The 14,920-nt window shown below is 54.8% G+C and carries 17 protein-coding genes; 9 read left to right on the top strand and 8 right to left on the bottom strand.

Annotation, left to right across the window (positions count from 1 at the left end; genetic code table 11):
- The first annotated feature begins 48 nt into the window (after positions 1–48).
- On the top strand, positions 49–624 hold the full coding sequence (locus tag BWI95_RS14825) for a YrbL family protein (RefSeq protein WP_023481439.1): 576 nt from the start codon (positions 49–51) through the stop codon (positions 622–624).
- Between the two features lie 129 nt (positions 625–753).
- The gene (locus tag BWI95_RS14820) at positions 754–1,398 is read left to right on the top strand and encodes a hypothetical protein (protein WP_076769726.1); all 645 of its coding nucleotides are present in this window, start codon (positions 754–756) and stop codon (positions 1,396–1,398) included.
- Here the strand turns inward: BWI95_RS14820 and BWI95_RS14815 are convergent.
- The gene (locus BWI95_RS14815) at positions 1,375–2,583 is read right to left on the bottom strand and encodes an MFS transporter (protein WP_076769725.1); all 1,209 of its coding nucleotides are present in this window, start codon (positions 2,581–2,583) and stop codon (positions 1,375–1,377) included. The genes BWI95_RS14820 and BWI95_RS14815 overlap by 24 nt on opposite strands.
- Positions 2,584–2,698: 115 nt before the next feature.
- Positions 2,699–3,232 (bottom strand): hypothetical protein, encoded by a 534-nt coding sequence (locus BWI95_RS14810; protein WP_054802914.1) that lies wholly within the window; start codon positions 3,230–3,232, stop codon positions 2,699–2,701.
- 324 nt (positions 3,233–3,556) lie between these two features.
- On the opposite strand from BWI95_RS14810, the gene yjbE reads away from it, so the two are divergent.
- Positions 3,557–3,808: an exopolysaccharide production protein YjbE gene (gene yjbE / locus BWI95_RS14800; protein WP_054802916.1), complete on the top strand. Its 252-nt coding sequence runs from the start codon at positions 3,557–3,559 to the stop codon at positions 3,806–3,808.
- Positions 3,809–3,936: 128 nt separating this feature from the next.
- Here the strand turns inward: yjbE and BWI95_RS14795 are convergent, their stop codons facing one another.
- Together BWI95_RS14795 and BWI95_RS14790 are read right to left on the bottom strand one after the other, a co-directional pair.
- Complete coding sequence (locus BWI95_RS14795) at positions 3,937–4,359, bottom strand: hypothetical protein (RefSeq protein WP_054802917.1); 423 nt, start codon at positions 4,357–4,359, stop codon at positions 3,937–3,939.
- Positions 4,360–4,648: 289 nt separating this feature from the next.
- A complete protein-coding gene (locus tag BWI95_RS14790; protein WP_054802918.1) occupies positions 4,649–5,104 on the bottom strand; it encodes a GNAT family N-acetyltransferase in 456 nt (151 codons plus the stop codon).
- Positions 5,105–5,358: 254 nt separating this feature from the next.
- Between BWI95_RS14790 and pdxR the strand changes: the two genes are divergently transcribed.
- The gene (pdxR, locus tag BWI95_RS14785) at positions 5,359–6,840 is read left to right on the top strand and encodes a MocR-like pyridoxine biosynthesis transcription factor PdxR (protein ID WP_054802919.1); all 1,482 of its coding nucleotides are present in this window, start codon (positions 5,359–5,361) and stop codon (positions 6,838–6,840) included.
- 10 nt (positions 6,841–6,850) lie between these two features.
- Here the strand turns inward: pdxR and BWI95_RS14780 are convergent, their stop codons facing one another.
- Positions 6,851–7,993, bottom strand: coding sequence for an MFS transporter (locus BWI95_RS14780; RefSeq protein ID WP_054802920.1), 1,143 nt, complete (start codon positions 7,991–7,993; stop codon positions 6,851–6,853).
- A gap of 192 nt (positions 7,994–8,185) precedes the next feature.
- Here BWI95_RS14780 and BWI95_RS14775 point away from each other — a divergent pair, with 192 nt between their 5' ends.
- Entirely contained in the window at positions 8,186–8,647 is a 462-nt protein-coding gene (locus tag BWI95_RS14775; protein ID WP_076769724.1) for a winged helix-turn-helix transcriptional regulator, read from the top strand.
- Positions 8,648–8,687: 40 nt separating this feature from the next.
- On the opposite strand, the gene BWI95_RS14770 is transcribed toward BWI95_RS14775, so the two are convergent.
- Positions 8,688–9,929 (bottom strand): MFS transporter, encoded by a 1,242-nt coding sequence (locus BWI95_RS14770; protein ID WP_054802921.1) that lies wholly within the window; start codon positions 9,927–9,929, stop codon positions 8,688–8,690.
- Between the two features lie 61 nt (positions 9,930–9,990).
- Between BWI95_RS14770 and BWI95_RS14765 the strand changes: the two genes are divergently transcribed.
- The gene (locus BWI95_RS14765) at positions 9,991–10,983 is read left to right on the top strand and encodes an AraC family transcriptional regulator (RefSeq protein ID WP_054802922.1); all 993 of its coding nucleotides are present in this window, start codon (positions 9,991–9,993) and stop codon (positions 10,981–10,983) included.
- Positions 10,984–11,031: 48 nt separating this feature from the next.
- Here the strand turns inward: BWI95_RS14765 and BWI95_RS14760 are convergent, their stop codons facing one another.
- Positions 11,032–11,928: a LysR family transcriptional regulator gene (locus tag BWI95_RS14760; RefSeq protein WP_054802923.1), complete on the bottom strand. Its 897-nt coding sequence runs from the start codon at positions 11,926–11,928 to the stop codon at positions 11,032–11,034.
- Between the two features lie 100 nt (positions 11,929–12,028).
- On the opposite strand from BWI95_RS14760, the gene BWI95_RS14755 reads away from it, so the two are divergent.
- Positions 12,029–12,859, top strand: coding sequence for an SDR family oxidoreductase (locus tag BWI95_RS14755; RefSeq protein ID WP_083699397.1), 831 nt, complete (start codon positions 12,029–12,031; stop codon positions 12,857–12,859).
- Between the two features lie 89 nt (positions 12,860–12,948).
- On the top strand, positions 12,949–13,434 hold the full coding sequence (locus BWI95_RS14750) for a cupin domain-containing protein (protein WP_054802924.1): 486 nt from the start codon (positions 12,949–12,951) through the stop codon (positions 13,432–13,434).
- Between the two features lie 183 nt (positions 13,435–13,617).
- Here the strand turns inward: BWI95_RS14750 and BWI95_RS14745 are convergent, their stop codons facing one another.
- Positions 13,618–14,112 (bottom strand): 2-thiouracil desulfurase family protein, encoded by a 495-nt coding sequence (locus BWI95_RS14745; protein WP_054802925.1) that lies wholly within the window; start codon positions 14,110–14,112, stop codon positions 13,618–13,620.
- Between the two features lie 245 nt (positions 14,113–14,357).
- On the opposite strand from BWI95_RS14745, the gene BWI95_RS14740 reads away from it, so the two are divergent.
- Positions 14,358–14,843 carry a GNAT family N-acetyltransferase gene (locus BWI95_RS14740; protein WP_054802926.1) on the top strand — a complete coding sequence of 162 codons (486 nt, stop codon included), beginning with the start codon at positions 14,358–14,360 and terminating at the stop codon, positions 14,841–14,843.
- Positions 14,844–14,920 lie beyond the last annotated feature (77 nt).

The raw sequence follows: 14,920 nt of genomic DNA, 5'->3' as shown, positions 1-14,920 counted from the left end.
GAAATATTTAACCGCGCAATCTCATAGTATCCGGCAAGGAGAGTAACCATGCTGATACTAAAAGAGAATATAGGTAGCGGCCGCCACCGCCGGTGTTACCAGCACCCGTTTGATAGTCAAAAATGTGTCAAAACCCTCTATAACCCCGATGACGGTGGGTTAAAAGAGGTGAAGCGCGAAACGCGCTACTACCGCAAAAAATCAGGCTCTATTCAGGCATGCCAGGCCATTCCCAACTACTACGGTAAAATCCAGACCAATTTTGGCACCGGCCATGTTTTTGATCTGGTCACCGATTACGATGGGAAAATTTCCAAAAGCCTGGCCTTCTACCTGAAGAACAAGCGTCTTTCTCTGCCTCTGCTTGAGGAAAAACTCGCTGAGTTGCGCAGCAATCTCATTGAGTACGGCATCTCGACAATGACGCTGAAAGAGTACAATGTGCTGGTGCGTAAAACCGCGCCGCAAGAGTATGAATTGGTCGTTATCGATAATATTGGCGAAGCTGAGTTTGTGCCGCTCTCATCTTATTTCCGCTTTCTTCATCGCCGGAAAATAGACAGGTCAATTAAGCGCTTCAAACAACGCATCCATAAGATTATCAATACCGTTCAGGCCGCCTGAAAATAACGCAACCGGCTATTTTGCCGGTGCGTTTCCCACTCTGATAAGTCAATACGCCACTAATCGCAAAGCAGCACAAACCCTCATCCGCTATGTTAGCCCGCTAATTATTATCAATGTGGCAATATTATGAAATTCGATAAACGCCTGACGCCCACCACCGTGATGCTGGCGGTTTTCTCCTGCATCATTCCTTTTTTCGCCGACTTTTCTCTGCCCCTTTATCATGGGCTATCGGTATCAGTGATAGAAAATGTCCAGGCACTATGGCTGCTGTTTGCTTTTGTTTTTACCTTGCGCTTCGCGCTCACTACTCCGCTGACGCCGGAGCGTAAACGCTTCTGGCTCTGGGCGGCAACGTGGTGGCTGGTATTGCTCGGACGCAGCGTCAGCTGGGGCCGCGACTATTTTCCCCACGAGCCGCGCCTGCTCTTTCGCGCCATTTCGGTGTTACTGATTGGCGCTCTGGTGCTGTTTCCTCTCTTTTCCCATGCGCTACGCCAGCAGATTAGTGACCGACTGCGCCATCAAACCCTGCTTGTCTGGAGTTTCGCGCTGGTGGTCGTCACCTTCCTGATCTCCGACAGCGTGGAGCACCATCGCGCAATTGCCCACTTCTTCCTGCACAAGCGCGACTATCAGGATTTGATTGAAGAGCTGTATGAGTTTCCCTTTATGATTGGGCTCTTTTATGTCTGCCGCGATCTGATGCGCCGGGAACCGTTAACAGCGCATCAGCCGCAGGAGAGGTCACTCGCGAAGGGGTTGCGTTGACCCTTTTTTGGCGAAGCCGAGCCAGATGAGCAGCGCCGTCAGGGCAATGGTCGCCAGCGTGATAAAAGCCGTGCGCCACGAATAGTGCGTTGCCACGGTTCCCGCAAGCGAGGGACTGATAGCGGCACCAAAGCCCTGCATCAGCATCACCAGCGCCTGCCCGGCATTGACGTGCCCCGTGCCGTTTAACAGCGAAGCAATAAAGCCGGGCACTGCCACGCCGAGAATACCGGCGCTCATTCCATCGAAAATCTGCACCGGGATCGCCGCCCACGGCGAGGGCCATAGCGCGGCGGTCATTGCGCGAACCGGCAGGATAATCAACGCGATCAAAATCAGTTTTTCATAGCCATATCGCTGGGCGTAACGCGAGACCATCAGCGCCACCGGGATCATTACGCCCTGCGCTATCACCACCGTCATTGCGGCATACGCGCCAGGGTTAAACAGAGTGGCGTTATGGCCTGACGCCACCTGCATACTCAGCATCGGTAGCTGTGCGGCATTCGACAGATGAAACAGCATCAGGGTCAGCCCGGTAATGGTGAGCGCCGGGATTTTGAGCAGCGTGAAGAGCGAGGGGATCTCGCCGAGGGCCTCTTCAGGATTCAGCCCACGCGCGACGCGGTGATCGATATCTTTTTCGCGGATCGCGAGCACCGCCATCAGCGCGCCAAAGGCCATCACCAGCATCAGCAGGAAGACCGCGCCGATGCCCCAGTACCAGCTGGCAACACCGGCCAGCAGCGCGGAGAGCATATTGCCGCCGTGGTTGTAAGCTTCATTGCGCCCCAGTTGATGAGCAAAGCGCTTCTGCCCCACCAGGCCGAGTGTCAGACCGGCCATTGCCGGGCCGATAAATGCCGCCGATATGCCCGTTGCTACCTGGCTTGCGTAAACCATTAACGAACCGGGGAAGAACCACAGCAGCAGCGTACCTGCCATGATCAACAGCGCGGCCACGGCGATAATCGCCCGTTTGCGCGCCGAGGCATCCACCACAATCCCGGAGGGCAGCGTCGCCAGAAGCCCGGCAATGCCGCCTGCGGTCATCGCGTAGCCGATCGCTTCCGCACTCCAGTGATAGTGAATCAGGAAGATCCCCAGAAAGGGGCCAAGACCATCCCGCACATCCGCCATAAAGAAGCTGAGCAAACACAACGCCTGAATCGAACGTAATGGCATCTTAAAGTTCTCTTTTTTCCATATTCAATGAGCAGGCAGAGTCTACCCTGGCGAAGCGCTACCAGGGTGCTATGAAAGTGTTACAAAAATGTGATGAGTTACGTGAAAGGATGAATCAGCAGGGCCAGCCGAGCTGCTCACGAATCGCTCTGCGATAGGGCGTGTCGAACACGGCGGGAACCCGGCAGATATAGTCCTGCGCGTGGCTGAGGGTGTCGCCCGTTAACGAGCGCAGGTAAGCGAGCGCATCATCGACACAGGGGATCCGCCCTTCAATGCCATTAAAACGCGGTGGTAATGCGGTCCAGATCACCGCATCAAGCTGTTTCGCCGCCGCCCATGTGGCGAGCGCACCGTCCATATTGCCCGCCAGCACCAGCGAGCCGACGCCATCTTCCCGTGAATCCGGGATCTGCTCGCGCTTGCGCAGGGCCGCAGTCGCAAGCTCCAGATCACCAGTGTTGAGAAACGCCCAGTGGACCGGAACAGCCGGCGCGTTGATGCAGATCGCCGTTGCCAGCTCACCCCCATCACCAACGCGGGAAAACTCAATAGGTAAACGTGGGCCATCGGCATGCCAGCGGCTGGCCATTGGTAAATCATCCGCTTTCCAAATCAGCGATCCCCAACCAAGACAGGCAATGTTCATTCTTGCTCCTTGTTCTTTTTTCCATTCACCGCAGCTATCGCGCAGCCCGGTTACAGGCCGCTGCGTCGCATCTTTTAAGCGTAGGCCGCGCCGCTAAAAGCGCCAGCAGCGGCGCGGGCACGGATGCGGATAGTCTGAAAATATCGGCTGAGATTAAAAACGAGGCGTCGGGAAATCAGTCATTTGATAGTCATATCACGGGTGAATAAAACGTTTATTTAACATATAGATACAGTTATAAATTTCACTTAAGTAGCAATAAAAATAGTGTATGGGTGGGTGTCATTGCCCTGATGGAGGAAACGTTAAATGGAGAAGAGAAAGATGAAAATGACAATTGCTGCCCTGGTTCTGATTGCAGCGGCGGGTAACGCTGTTGCCGCGCCGGGCTCCGCCCTGGAGCTCAATAGCGGTGAAGCAGCTGGCGCAAACGCCTCTGAGTTTGCCGTGGGATCTTCCGCCATTGCGGGGGTAACCATCGCCACAGCCATTACCGGCCTCGCACTGATGGCGGCTGGCGGTAATAACGGTTCAAATACCGGCACCACGACGACGACCACCACCTCGACACAGTAAGTTGCGTTGCGCCTGACGGGCTCAGGCGGCTGTCATTGCACGCAAAAACGGGAACCTGAAGGTTCCCGTTTTATTTGCGCGCTTGTCAGCGTACTACGCGCGGCAATTAACGACCTCAAAGGGCGCGTTTATTTCTTCTGTTTTAGCCTTGGAAAGACTTCTAGAGGGTGACAGAGGGTTATAAAGGACAATATAAACGCAGCGATCCCACATCCCCAGCTCACAACAGGGCCTAATTGATGAGCACTACCCCAGGCAATCACGCCCCAATAGAAACAAGCATGCGCAACATAGATCAGGTGCAGAACCGGTCTTTTAAAACCGAATAAAAACAGCAGCGCAGAGACAATGTAGACCAGCCCATAAGCAGGAAGCGTTTTCCAGCCTGCCTGGGAGGTTAAAAAGTAACCCGTTACGCCACCTGCTACCAGCCCGTGGATGATCAGCACCGCATAGACAAACCAGTAGTCGCTTCCACCACCACCACGAACACGGCGCCTGATACTGCTTAATTCTTCACGGATCCTTACCAGCTCATCTTCTGTACTCATTTTTTATACCCTTTCTTAAAAAGCGAACAACGTTCGCGACGGCAAATAAGCCAAAGGTGAACACCCTCACTGTGCTCAGGTATAAGTCTGTTTCCTTGTACATTAATGGAGCCGCTATCCTACATTTTTCGCCATAATGCTTCAACAAAGCGTTAGCATTTCGCCAACATGCAATGGTGACATTTATAAAATAAGAAGTCCTAAAGCTAAATTTATTATCGTTTCCTTGCGTGATAATTTAACCATCGAAGAATGGCCCTAAGGCATATGAAAGGTGCAAAAAATATCGCTATCTCACCTGCATGCGATATTCAATCATGCCGCTCTTCTTCGCCACCCAGTCATATAAACGCTGCCCACGATAATTGGTTTCGTGGGTATGCCAGTAGAGATGGCTGGCGTGTCGCTTTCTGCTCTCGCGCTGCACATATTCAATCAGCTGTTTACCTGCTTGCTGGCCGCGAACGGATTCACACACATAGAGATCTTCAAGGTAGCAATAATCGCTCTCAGACCAGGTTGAGCGGTGAAAGAGATAGTGAGCAAACCCCACCACCTTGCCGTTATATTTCGCCACCACGCAAAATACCGGCTCAACCGGGCTGTAAAATCGTTGCCATGTGCGTCTGGTCACCGCCTCGGGAATATCTACCTTATAAAACTCCTGATATTTCTCCCACAGCGGCAACCAGCCCTCATAATCACTCTCGATGACCGCTTCAATCGTAAAAATAGTATTACTCATAGTAATGACCTCTCTTTTTTTATATCTGTTACATGCCCGGCAGGCGCAAATAAGCTGCACCGAAATCGATCCCGGCGGTAATTTCCCACCCACTGCATGGAAATAGCTAATCAGGCTTGCGAAAGGATTATAAGCAGGCAATGGCACGTTTAGCCCCACCAATTTTGGCGTCCACAGCAGACCAATTTAGGGTTCGGCATTTGTCCTTGTTGCTTTAGACTGACGGCTAAGATGCGTCATGGCGGGGAGAGCCGATGTTTAAGCATGCACAACTAGAAACGGTGAAAGCGTGGATGATCGATCCCGCCAACGGAGCGCTGCCGCTACATGAAAGGATCCAGCGGGCCATACGCACGCTCATCCTTGACGGGATTTTGTCTGAAGGGAAAGCGCTTCCCGCCTCCCGCACGCTGGCAACATCCCTTACGGTCTCGCGGGATACCATTGAAGCCGCCTACAGCCGCCTGCACGCGGAGGGGTTTATTGAACGGCATACCGGAAAAGGGAGCTTCGTCTCGCCCCGCACCCGGCTGCTGAAATCGCATGCCCGGCAGCGCCGTTCAAGCGCTGGAGCGCGCAAACCCGCGCTCAGCGCCCGGGGAGAGGTTATCTATGAAAGCGGAGGGGTGCGTGAGTTTTCCCGGCCTCGCCCGCTGGCACCGGGTATTCCTGAAACACGGTTGTTCCCGATCCCTACCTGGGAGCGCCTGCAACGCCAGGTGCTGAAGGAGTATCGTCACCAGGCTCTCGATCAAAGCCCGCCCCAGGGTATGGAACGGCTACGACGGGCCATCGCTGAGTATGTCAACCTGGAGCGTGGCGCACACGCTACGGCAGATCGCATCATCATTGTCACCAGTTCCCAGCAGGCGCTGGCGCTCTGCGCCAACGTGCTGATGGATAACAACGATGGCGTGGTGATTGAAGAGCCCGCCTATCAGGGAGCGCATAAAGCATTCAAAGCCGCCGGGCTAAAGACCCTGCCGGTTGCGCTCGATGAGAACGGCCTGTCGATTGAGCAGCTTAACGCGCTGAGCGAACCGGCAAAGGCGATCTATCTCACCCCTTCTCATCAGTACCCTACCGGCGCCACGCTCTCTCTCGATCGGCGGCTGGCGGTTATCGACTGGGCAAACCGACACCAGGCGTGGATCATTGAGGATGATTATGACAGTGAGTTTCACTATGAAGGCAAGCCAATGGCCTGCGTCCAGGGGCTGGATGGCTCTGACCGGACGCTCTATATCGGCACTTTCACGAAGTCACTTTTTCCTGGCCTGCGCATCGCCTACATGATCGTTCCCGACGAGCTGGTAGAGCCGCTGACGGTAGCGCGCACATTAATGGATGGTCATACCGCCTCCATTCCCCAGCTGACGCTGGCTAAATTTATCGAGGGCGGACACTTTGGTGCTTATGTGCGGATGATGCGCGGCGTCTATGTTGCGCGGCGTGACAAACTGGCCAGCCTGATAGCGCAGCACCTCGCTGATTTCGTCACCTGGGTTACGCCAGCGGGTGGCATGCAGATGCCCTGCCACCTGAGAGAGGGGATCGCAGAAGCTGAGATCGCCCTCGCCGCCCGCCGCGCGGATGTCGATATGCTCGGGCTGACCGCGTTATATGCAGGCCAACCTGCCTCAACAGGATTTCTGATGGGCTTTGCCGCCTACAACGAGCGGGAAATTGAGTCTGCTGTGTTGAAACTTGCGGCGATTTTTCGCGCGCGCGGATGAGGGTAGCTATCTATCTTTTTGTGCACCAGAGCAGAAACGCGCAGGCGCTGACGCCCGCCCCGGCGATGCAGACCGCGCTCCAGCCAAAGTGAGCGTAGAGCTGGGTGGCAACAATTGCGCCCGTTGCGCTGCCCGTCGAGTAAAAGCACATGTACGCGCCCACCAGTCGGCTTGCGGCCTCTGGCCTGGCGGCGATGAGTGTACTCTGGTTGATTACGTGCACCGTCTGCACGGCGAAGTCCAGCATCAGGATGCCAACAACCAGCCACAGCAGAGAAGATTCGGTACATGAGATGGGCCACCACGAGAGCGTCAGCACGACCAGCGCGGCACCGCAGGCGCTGCGTCCCCAGCCTCTGTCAGCCCAGGCACCCGCCTTCGCCGCCGCCAGCGCACCGGCCACCCCTGCCAGGCCAAACAAGCCTGTCTCCGTATGGGATAACGACAGCGCAGTGAGCGGCAATACCATTGCGCTCCACAACATGCTGAACGCAGTGAAGATAAGCAGCGCGAACGCACCGCTTCTTCTCAACTGCGGCTCGGTGATAAAGAGCGTGAAAACCGAGAGCAGCAGAGAGAGATAAGGCGCGGTGCGCCGCTCAACAGATGGCGCAGGCGCTGCTTTCGCCACCACGCAGGCCATCAGCACTATCATGCAGGCTGAAGTCAGGTAAACCGCCCGCCAGCCGGCAAGATCCGCCAGGCTGCCAGCGACAACGCGGGAGAGCAGAATGCCCAACACAATGCCGCTGGTCACCGTGCCGACAATCTTTCCGCGTTGCTCCGGTGCCGCCAGAATAGCGGCCCAGGCCACCACCAGCTGCACCACCACCGCCAGCAGACCAATAAAAAATAGCGCACAAAGCAGAGTGACAAAATTGAGCGCTAATCCCGCCGCCAGCAGTGCCGTAGCAGAGAGCGACAACAGGGTGATGGTAAGGGTTTTTCGGTTAATCCCATCCCCGAGCGGCACAAGGAAAATCAACCCGAGCGCATAGCCCGCCTGGGTGGCTGTTACCACGCTGCCAATCACCGCCTGGGGAATATTGAGAGTCAGCGCAATAGATTCCAGTAAAGGCTGTGACGCGTAAACATTTGCCACCGATAGCGCGCTTATCAGCGAGAACAAAAAGACAATGCCCGGTCTCAGCACCAGAGCAGCGCCAGATCCTGCATTCTGCGTGATACCCGCCTCTACACTCAATTTATTCCTCATCACACCTGCCCATTCTGGTTGCTTTTTAAAACCACAAGAGCGACAGAGATAGCATTGGTGGTTTTCTTTTGCAACCAGTTTGCGAGGGACTTATACTCGTCTCCCTCAAGAGATGCCGGGAGTGCAGAAATGGCGAAACAGGAATCCCTCAGAACCAGTGAATGCCCCGTGGCCCGAACCCTGGAGTCGATTGGTGAGCGCTGGTGTTTGATGATTATCCGGGAAGCGTTTGACGATGTGCGCAGGTTCAGCGAGTTTCAAAAAAATCTGGGGCTGGCAAAAAACATTCTCGCCGCTCGCCTCAAACTGTTAGTTGAGCACGGTATCTTTGAGATCAGCCCGGCATCCGATGGCAGCGCCTACAGTGAATATGTGCTGACCGAAAAAGGCCGCGCGGTGTTTCCGATTGTGGTGGCGATGCGGCAATGGGGTGAGCGCTACCTCTTTGCCGAGGGAGAGGTTCACTCTGTGCTGGTGGATAACACCAGCGGTCAGCCTTTGCAGCCGTTACGTGTCTGTTCCGCAGAGGGGAAAAAAGTGGAGCCGGCAGATTGCCACCGCCAGCGGGTGACGTCAGGAGGCAAAGGGTAGTCGTTGATTTAGGCCCTCCCTGGCCGCTAAAGAGACGTTCTTATTCAAATGAGGTTGCAGGGGTATTCTCCCGCGCGCTGTTTACCTGTACAAGGCGTACTTTTGTGCCAATAACAAGCGCAGCAAGGAACATGACGCCACCTGCGACAACGAAGACACCGGTTATGCCGCTCAAGCCAAAGATGACGCCTCCCAGCGCCGCCCCGATGGCGATTGAGGATTGTACGGCGGCGACCACCATGCCGCCTGCCGTTTCCGCCTGATCCGGAACAGCGCGTGCAACCCAGTTGGACCACGCCACCGGAATACCGCCGAATGCCAGCCCCCATATCGCAACCAGCAGCATCAGCCCGGTTTCCTCAAGTGGAAAGATGATCATGCTTAATGCGGCTGCGCCGACAATGGCTGGCATCACCACCAGAGTGAGGCGAAGGCTACGCTCGATTAGCCAACCGGAAAGCAGCGTGCCGATAAAATTGGCGACGCCAAAGCCCAGCAGAATCAAAGAGAGGCGATCGACATCCAGCGGCACAACGCTCTCCAGCGCCGGGCGGATATAGGTAAACAGCGCATACTGGCCGGTATGCGCCAGTACACATCCCATCATGCCTGTCGCAATGCCTGGCATGCGGAGTAAGTCTGCCACTGAGGCCGTTTTCACCCTGCTGCGCGGCGGCATCGCGGGAAGCGTAAAGAGCTGAACGATCAGCGTCAGCGCCCCTACTGCTGTTGCTGCGATAAAGGCACTGCGCCAACCGTACATCCCGCCCAGATAGCTGCCCAGCGGTATCGAAACCACTGTCCCGACAGCAATACCGCTGAAAATGATGGCAAGCGCACGCGGCACCCGGTTTTCAGGCACGAGGCGCATGGCGACGGCTGCTGCCATACTCCAGAACCCGCCGAGCGCGATCCCAAGCAGGATGCGCATCGCTAAAACAACCATCAGGCCTGAAGAGAGCGCAACCAGCAGGTTAGAGGCAATCATCAGCACCGTGAAACCAAGCAGAACGGTTCGTCGATCGAGGCTGCGGGTTAGCCGGGGAACGGCCAGCCCGGCAAACAGCGCGACCACTGCCGTTACCGTGACCGCCTGACCCGCCATGGATTCGGTGACACCCAGATCGTAGGCCATCGGCGTCAGTAAGCTGGCAGGAAGGTATTCTGCCGTCAGCAGACCAAACACGCCCATTGCCAGTGAAAACACCGCCAGCCATGCCGATCCTGATCCTTTACCCTCATTGACCTTTGCGCATCGTGCTTCAGTTACATCATTTCTCATCACAATCTCTTCCTGGGTTAAATTTCCACCCAAAGTCTAGAGTTGAACGTCTGGACGATCTATGATGATGCGTCCTGCATTTTTACCCGAAACGCCTGATATGAACACTGAAGCACATTTTGCTCTCTCATCCGATTTGATCAGTGAACTGCTGATGGGTTTACGCCTGCGCGGCGTTCAGTACCGTCGTGTGCAGACCGGGCCAGAATTGGGTGTCGGTTTCGACACCAAACCGGGTCACGCCTATTTCCATTACGTCGCGGTGGGTGACGTCCTTTTACGCCTCAGGGATGGTACGCTGCACGCGCTCAAAGCCGGGAGCGCGGTATTTATGCCCCAGGGCGCGAGCCACCAACTGCTCTCCAGCGCAACGAGTACCTTTCAGCACATTGATGAACTGGGTGCCGCCCCTATCGGCGAATCCGTGCATGGGGTCGACACCTGCCCCAGTACGCATCCGACGCCAAGCACGGTGCTTTTTTATGGCTGTATGGAGTTTGATCTCGGCGCGATGCAGGCGCTGGGTAAACTGATGCCTGAAGCCATGGTGGTTGACGCCGGGGAGCAGCGTTATCCGGGGCTGGTGCCCATCATGAACGCGATGAAAAGCGAAATTTGCTCCGGGCGTATTGGCTTCGCTGGTATTCTCGCCCGGCTTGCCGAGGTGGCCGCGTCCATGATCGTGCGCGGATGGATCGAGTCCGGCGGAGAAAACGCCTCTGGTCTTATGGCTGCCTTGCGCGATCCCCGCCTGGCACGCGCCATTCTGGCGCTCCACCGCGATCCAGGCCGGGAGTGGAGCGTTGCCGAACTGGCAAGCCAGGCGAATGTCTCTCGCTCTGTTTTTGCCGATCGTTTTAAGTCCACCATTGGGGTCTCCCCTTTACGCTATGCCACGGAGTTACGTATGCGCCTGGCAAGCGACTGGATCAGCAATGAGAAACTCGCCATCGAGACAGTCGCCCAGCGTCTGGGTTACGCCTCGCAGGCCGCCTTCAGCCGTGCGTTTAAACGCATCAATGGCTGTCCTCCCGGCGTGCTACGACAACGTTGAGCGAAAGATGTGTATGTAGGGGTGGCGGTCTGTTCACCCGGGACAGGCTCAGCCACGCGGCATCGCTTTGACTCTGTCGACAAAAAGCCTCAGTGCGACGGGCATATGGCGATGTTGCGGGAAGTAGAGGGCGATCCCTGCGGATGCCACCGTCCAGTCGTCAAGCAGCGTCACCAGTTGCCGATCGCCAAGATGTCGGCGGGCGTAGCGCTCCGGCACATAGGCAATGCCTAAACCGGCAACGGCGGCTTCAACCATCAACGCGCTGTTATTCAGCGTCAGGCTACCCGGCACATCCAGCTCGAACTGTGCGTCACCCTGCTGATACTCCCAGTGATAGCGTTTTCCGCCGGGCAAACGCTGGCGCAAACAGCGGTGTTGCATGAGGTCTTGCGGATGCGCGATTGTTGGCCGCTCTGCCAGATAACCGGGCGAGGCCACCGTTACAAAGCGCAGCGGCCCGCTGAGAGGAATGGCGATCATATCGCCCGGCACATCTTCAAGCAGACGAATGCCGGCATCAAACCCCTGCTCGACGATGTCGACCAGTTGCCCCTGCGCCACCAGATCAATTTCAATTCCGGGCTTTTGCTGGATAAAGTCCGGCAACACCGTTTCCAGCAGCAGGCCGATCGCCGTATCACTGGCGCTGATGCGCAGCGTGCCATAAGGCTGCTGCGCGCTGGCGCTCACATCATTTAGCAACTCATCCATTTCAGCCAGCAGCGGCGACAGGCGCGCCATCAGCATTTCACCGGCATCGGTGAGCGCAACGCTGCGGGTGGTGCGCAGGAAGAGCTGCACGCCAAGCGACGTCTCCAGCGCTTTAATCGTATGACTCAATGACGAGCGTTTGAGCCCAAGCAGATCGGCCGCGCGGCTAAAGCTCCGCTGCTCGGCAACGGTTTTCACCGCTAACAGTTCGTTCCAGGAGGGACGCTTCATTGTTGAATATTCCACACCAGCTCATTCCAGTTCAGGGCGATTATGGCATCAATCATTCGTTTTATGATTGTTTCCACTTTATCAAACGGAGATAAGCATAATGAAAACCTGGCTAATAACCGGCGCATCCAGCGGTCTGGGTCGCCTGATGTGTGAAGCGCTGCTGGCACGCGGCGATCTAGTGGTTGCAAGTGTGCGCAAGAGCACCGTGCTGGAAGAGATGGTGGCGAAGTATGGCGACCTTTTGCAGGTCATCGTGCTCGATCTGAGCCAGTCGGCAACAATAAAACCGACCATCGAGGCGGCATTTTCGCAGGCGGGACGCATCGATGTGGTGGTCAGCAATGCCGCCTACGGCCTGTTTGGTGCCGCCGAGGAGCTGAGCGATGCCCAGATTGAGCGGCAAATCGCCACCAATCTTACCGGCTCCATTCAATTGATTCGCGCGGCGATCCCATTGTTACGGCAGCAGGGCGGCGGGCGCATTGTGCAGGTTTCGTCAGAAGGGGGGCAGATCGCCTATCCTGATTTCAGTCTCTATCATGCGACGAAGTGGGGAATTGAAGGCTTTGTCGAAGCGGTTCGTCAGGAAGTTGCGGCCTTCGGCATTGACTTCTTGCTGGTCGAGCCTGGCCCGACGGCGACGCAATTCGGTGCGGGTCTGGATATTGCCGATGCCCTGCCCGCCTACCGCGATACGCCAGCGGGGAGACTGCGTGCGGCTTTGCTTGCGGGCGAGTTCGCCATCAAAGGCGATGCGCAGAAGTGCGTGGCGGCAATGATTGCAGCAGCGGATGCTGCAAGCCCCCCGCTTCGCCTGCCGCTCGGCAGCACGGCTTATGAAAATATCAACGCCGCGCTGGAAAGCCGCCTGGAAGCGTTGCAGGAGATGAAAGCGGTAGCGTATAGCGCCGATCGTGAGCAGAAGTAAGCGGATAAGGTGAAAATAGTAACGGATCGCGTAATGTATTAGTGTCATTAAAAAACTGAGCTGGACTCAGGTAACTATGGAGTGACCTAATGAGCGAAACATTCACCATAAAAAACTTCAATAAAGTAAATGATGTACGTTTTGAGCGGGAGCCACTCTATGCCTCTGAGGGCGGATCGCTCACCTCCGGCACGCTGGCCAACAAGCTTGGTGCCTCTGTGGATACGCTTCCGCCGGGGAAAAGATCGACGCCCTTCCATTTCCATCACGTTCAGGAAGAGATGTTTATCATTCTGAAGGGGAACGGCACGCTGAGGATCGCCGAACGGATGGTTGCCATCGGAGAGGGAGACGTTATCACTATTCCGCCCGGGAAAGCGTGGCCGCATCAGATTATCAACACCTCCTCCCTGCCGCTGATGTACATCTCTGTCAGCACCATGGAGTTCCCCGAAGTGTGCGAATACCCGGATTCGGATAAATATTTAGTGAAATCCACCAATCAAAAAGATGATGGTTTCAGGGTGCTCGACTTCAGGGGTAAAGGCGTCGATTACTGGGAAGGCGAACCGTGATGCACGGGAATTAACGTATTGCATTAACAGGAGTAATGCCCGCTTTGCGCAACCAGCTGGCATGCTCCTGGATCTGAAGATCTGCTATGAGCGAAAAGCGGACATGAGAGATTGATATCTTTAAATCAGGTAAGCGACACAGAAAAGCAAAATAGTCTGACATTTTTACCATAGACAGAAGGCTCAGCTTTCTCTTTCCTCAATCCAGGTAATAAGTTCAGCGAGCTGAGTATCAGAAAATACTGCTATTCCATGCTCATTAAGTAACGATGCTGCGACTCCCATACCAGGCTTACGCTGGCCACTAAAAGAGCCGTCATAGATAAACTGACTTCCACATGTAGGACTACCATCAGTTAATAATGCAGCGGTACATCCAGACTCCTGTGCTGTGCGTAAGGCCAGCCAGGCTGCAAGCTGATAATGCTCAGTTACATCATTCCCTGTATTTTCTATTATTCTGGCTCGCTCCCGCATCACGTCTTTCCCATCAGCAAAAAAAATCTCTGCCGGGGAACGTGGAATTGGTAACCCCGCAGCCAGCTCAGGGCAGTGGATGACCAGGCGTTGCTCCTTTTGCCAGCGCAACAGATGAGCCATCATTGGTGCTTTCTCACTTCCGTTATAGCGCACTTTAAAACCCATCAGGCAAGCACTTATCAGAATTCTGTTTATCATTGCTAACTTAAATTCAGGGCACAGGAATGCCTGGATTATAACAATTTATATTTATCTATTCACATTCCTGCCTATGGATAACGCACCACATAAAAATGCATGGCCGCTTTTGGCACAGAGTTGACTAACATACAGGTCAATGTCTGCTATGAGCGAGAAGCGGACATGACACCCTGAAGATAGTTTGAAAACAATGTTGTCCCATCACCCGTTTTGGGGTGATGTTTTCCTTAGCAGGATGCTTTATGTTGGTCACATTCATCATGCAGGGTATAACCATGATAACAGTTAAGAAATCTGATCCATTTTCTTCAGAATCCCATCACTTAATCGAATTGCTATCAGCGGAACTTGCCGCTATCACTGGTGATAACGGCAAAAGCAATTTCACAGCTGAAGCCATGAGTGATGATAAAGCTTTGTGGGTATTAGCAAAGAATTCTCAAGGCAAAGCTGTAGGATGCGGTGCTATACGGCCATTAACGCAAGATATAGCCGAGCTTAAAAGGATGTTTTCAGATCGAAGTGTGCCAGGGGTTGGTAGTGCTTTACTTACTTTTCTTGAAGACTCCGCAAAAGAGATGGGATATATCGAGCTTAGGCTGGAAACCAGACACATCAACCATCGGGCTGTAAGTTTCTACAAGAAAAACGGTTATATCCGTATTGAGAATTACGGCCCATATAAAGGTAGGACAGAAGCTGTCTGTTTCTCAAAGACATTGCGCTGATTGTATCAATCGGATCTAACGTCCGCTCCTGCACGAAGCGCACGTGCTAACTGAGCTGAAGGTCCGCTTGGAGCGAG

Source organism: Kosakonia cowanii JCM 10956 = DSM 18146, assembly GCF_001975225.1.
Lineage (GTDB): Bacteria > Pseudomonadota > Gammaproteobacteria > Enterobacterales > Enterobacteriaceae > Kosakonia > Kosakonia cowanii.
This window is presented reverse-complemented; position numbering and strand designations above follow the sequence as displayed.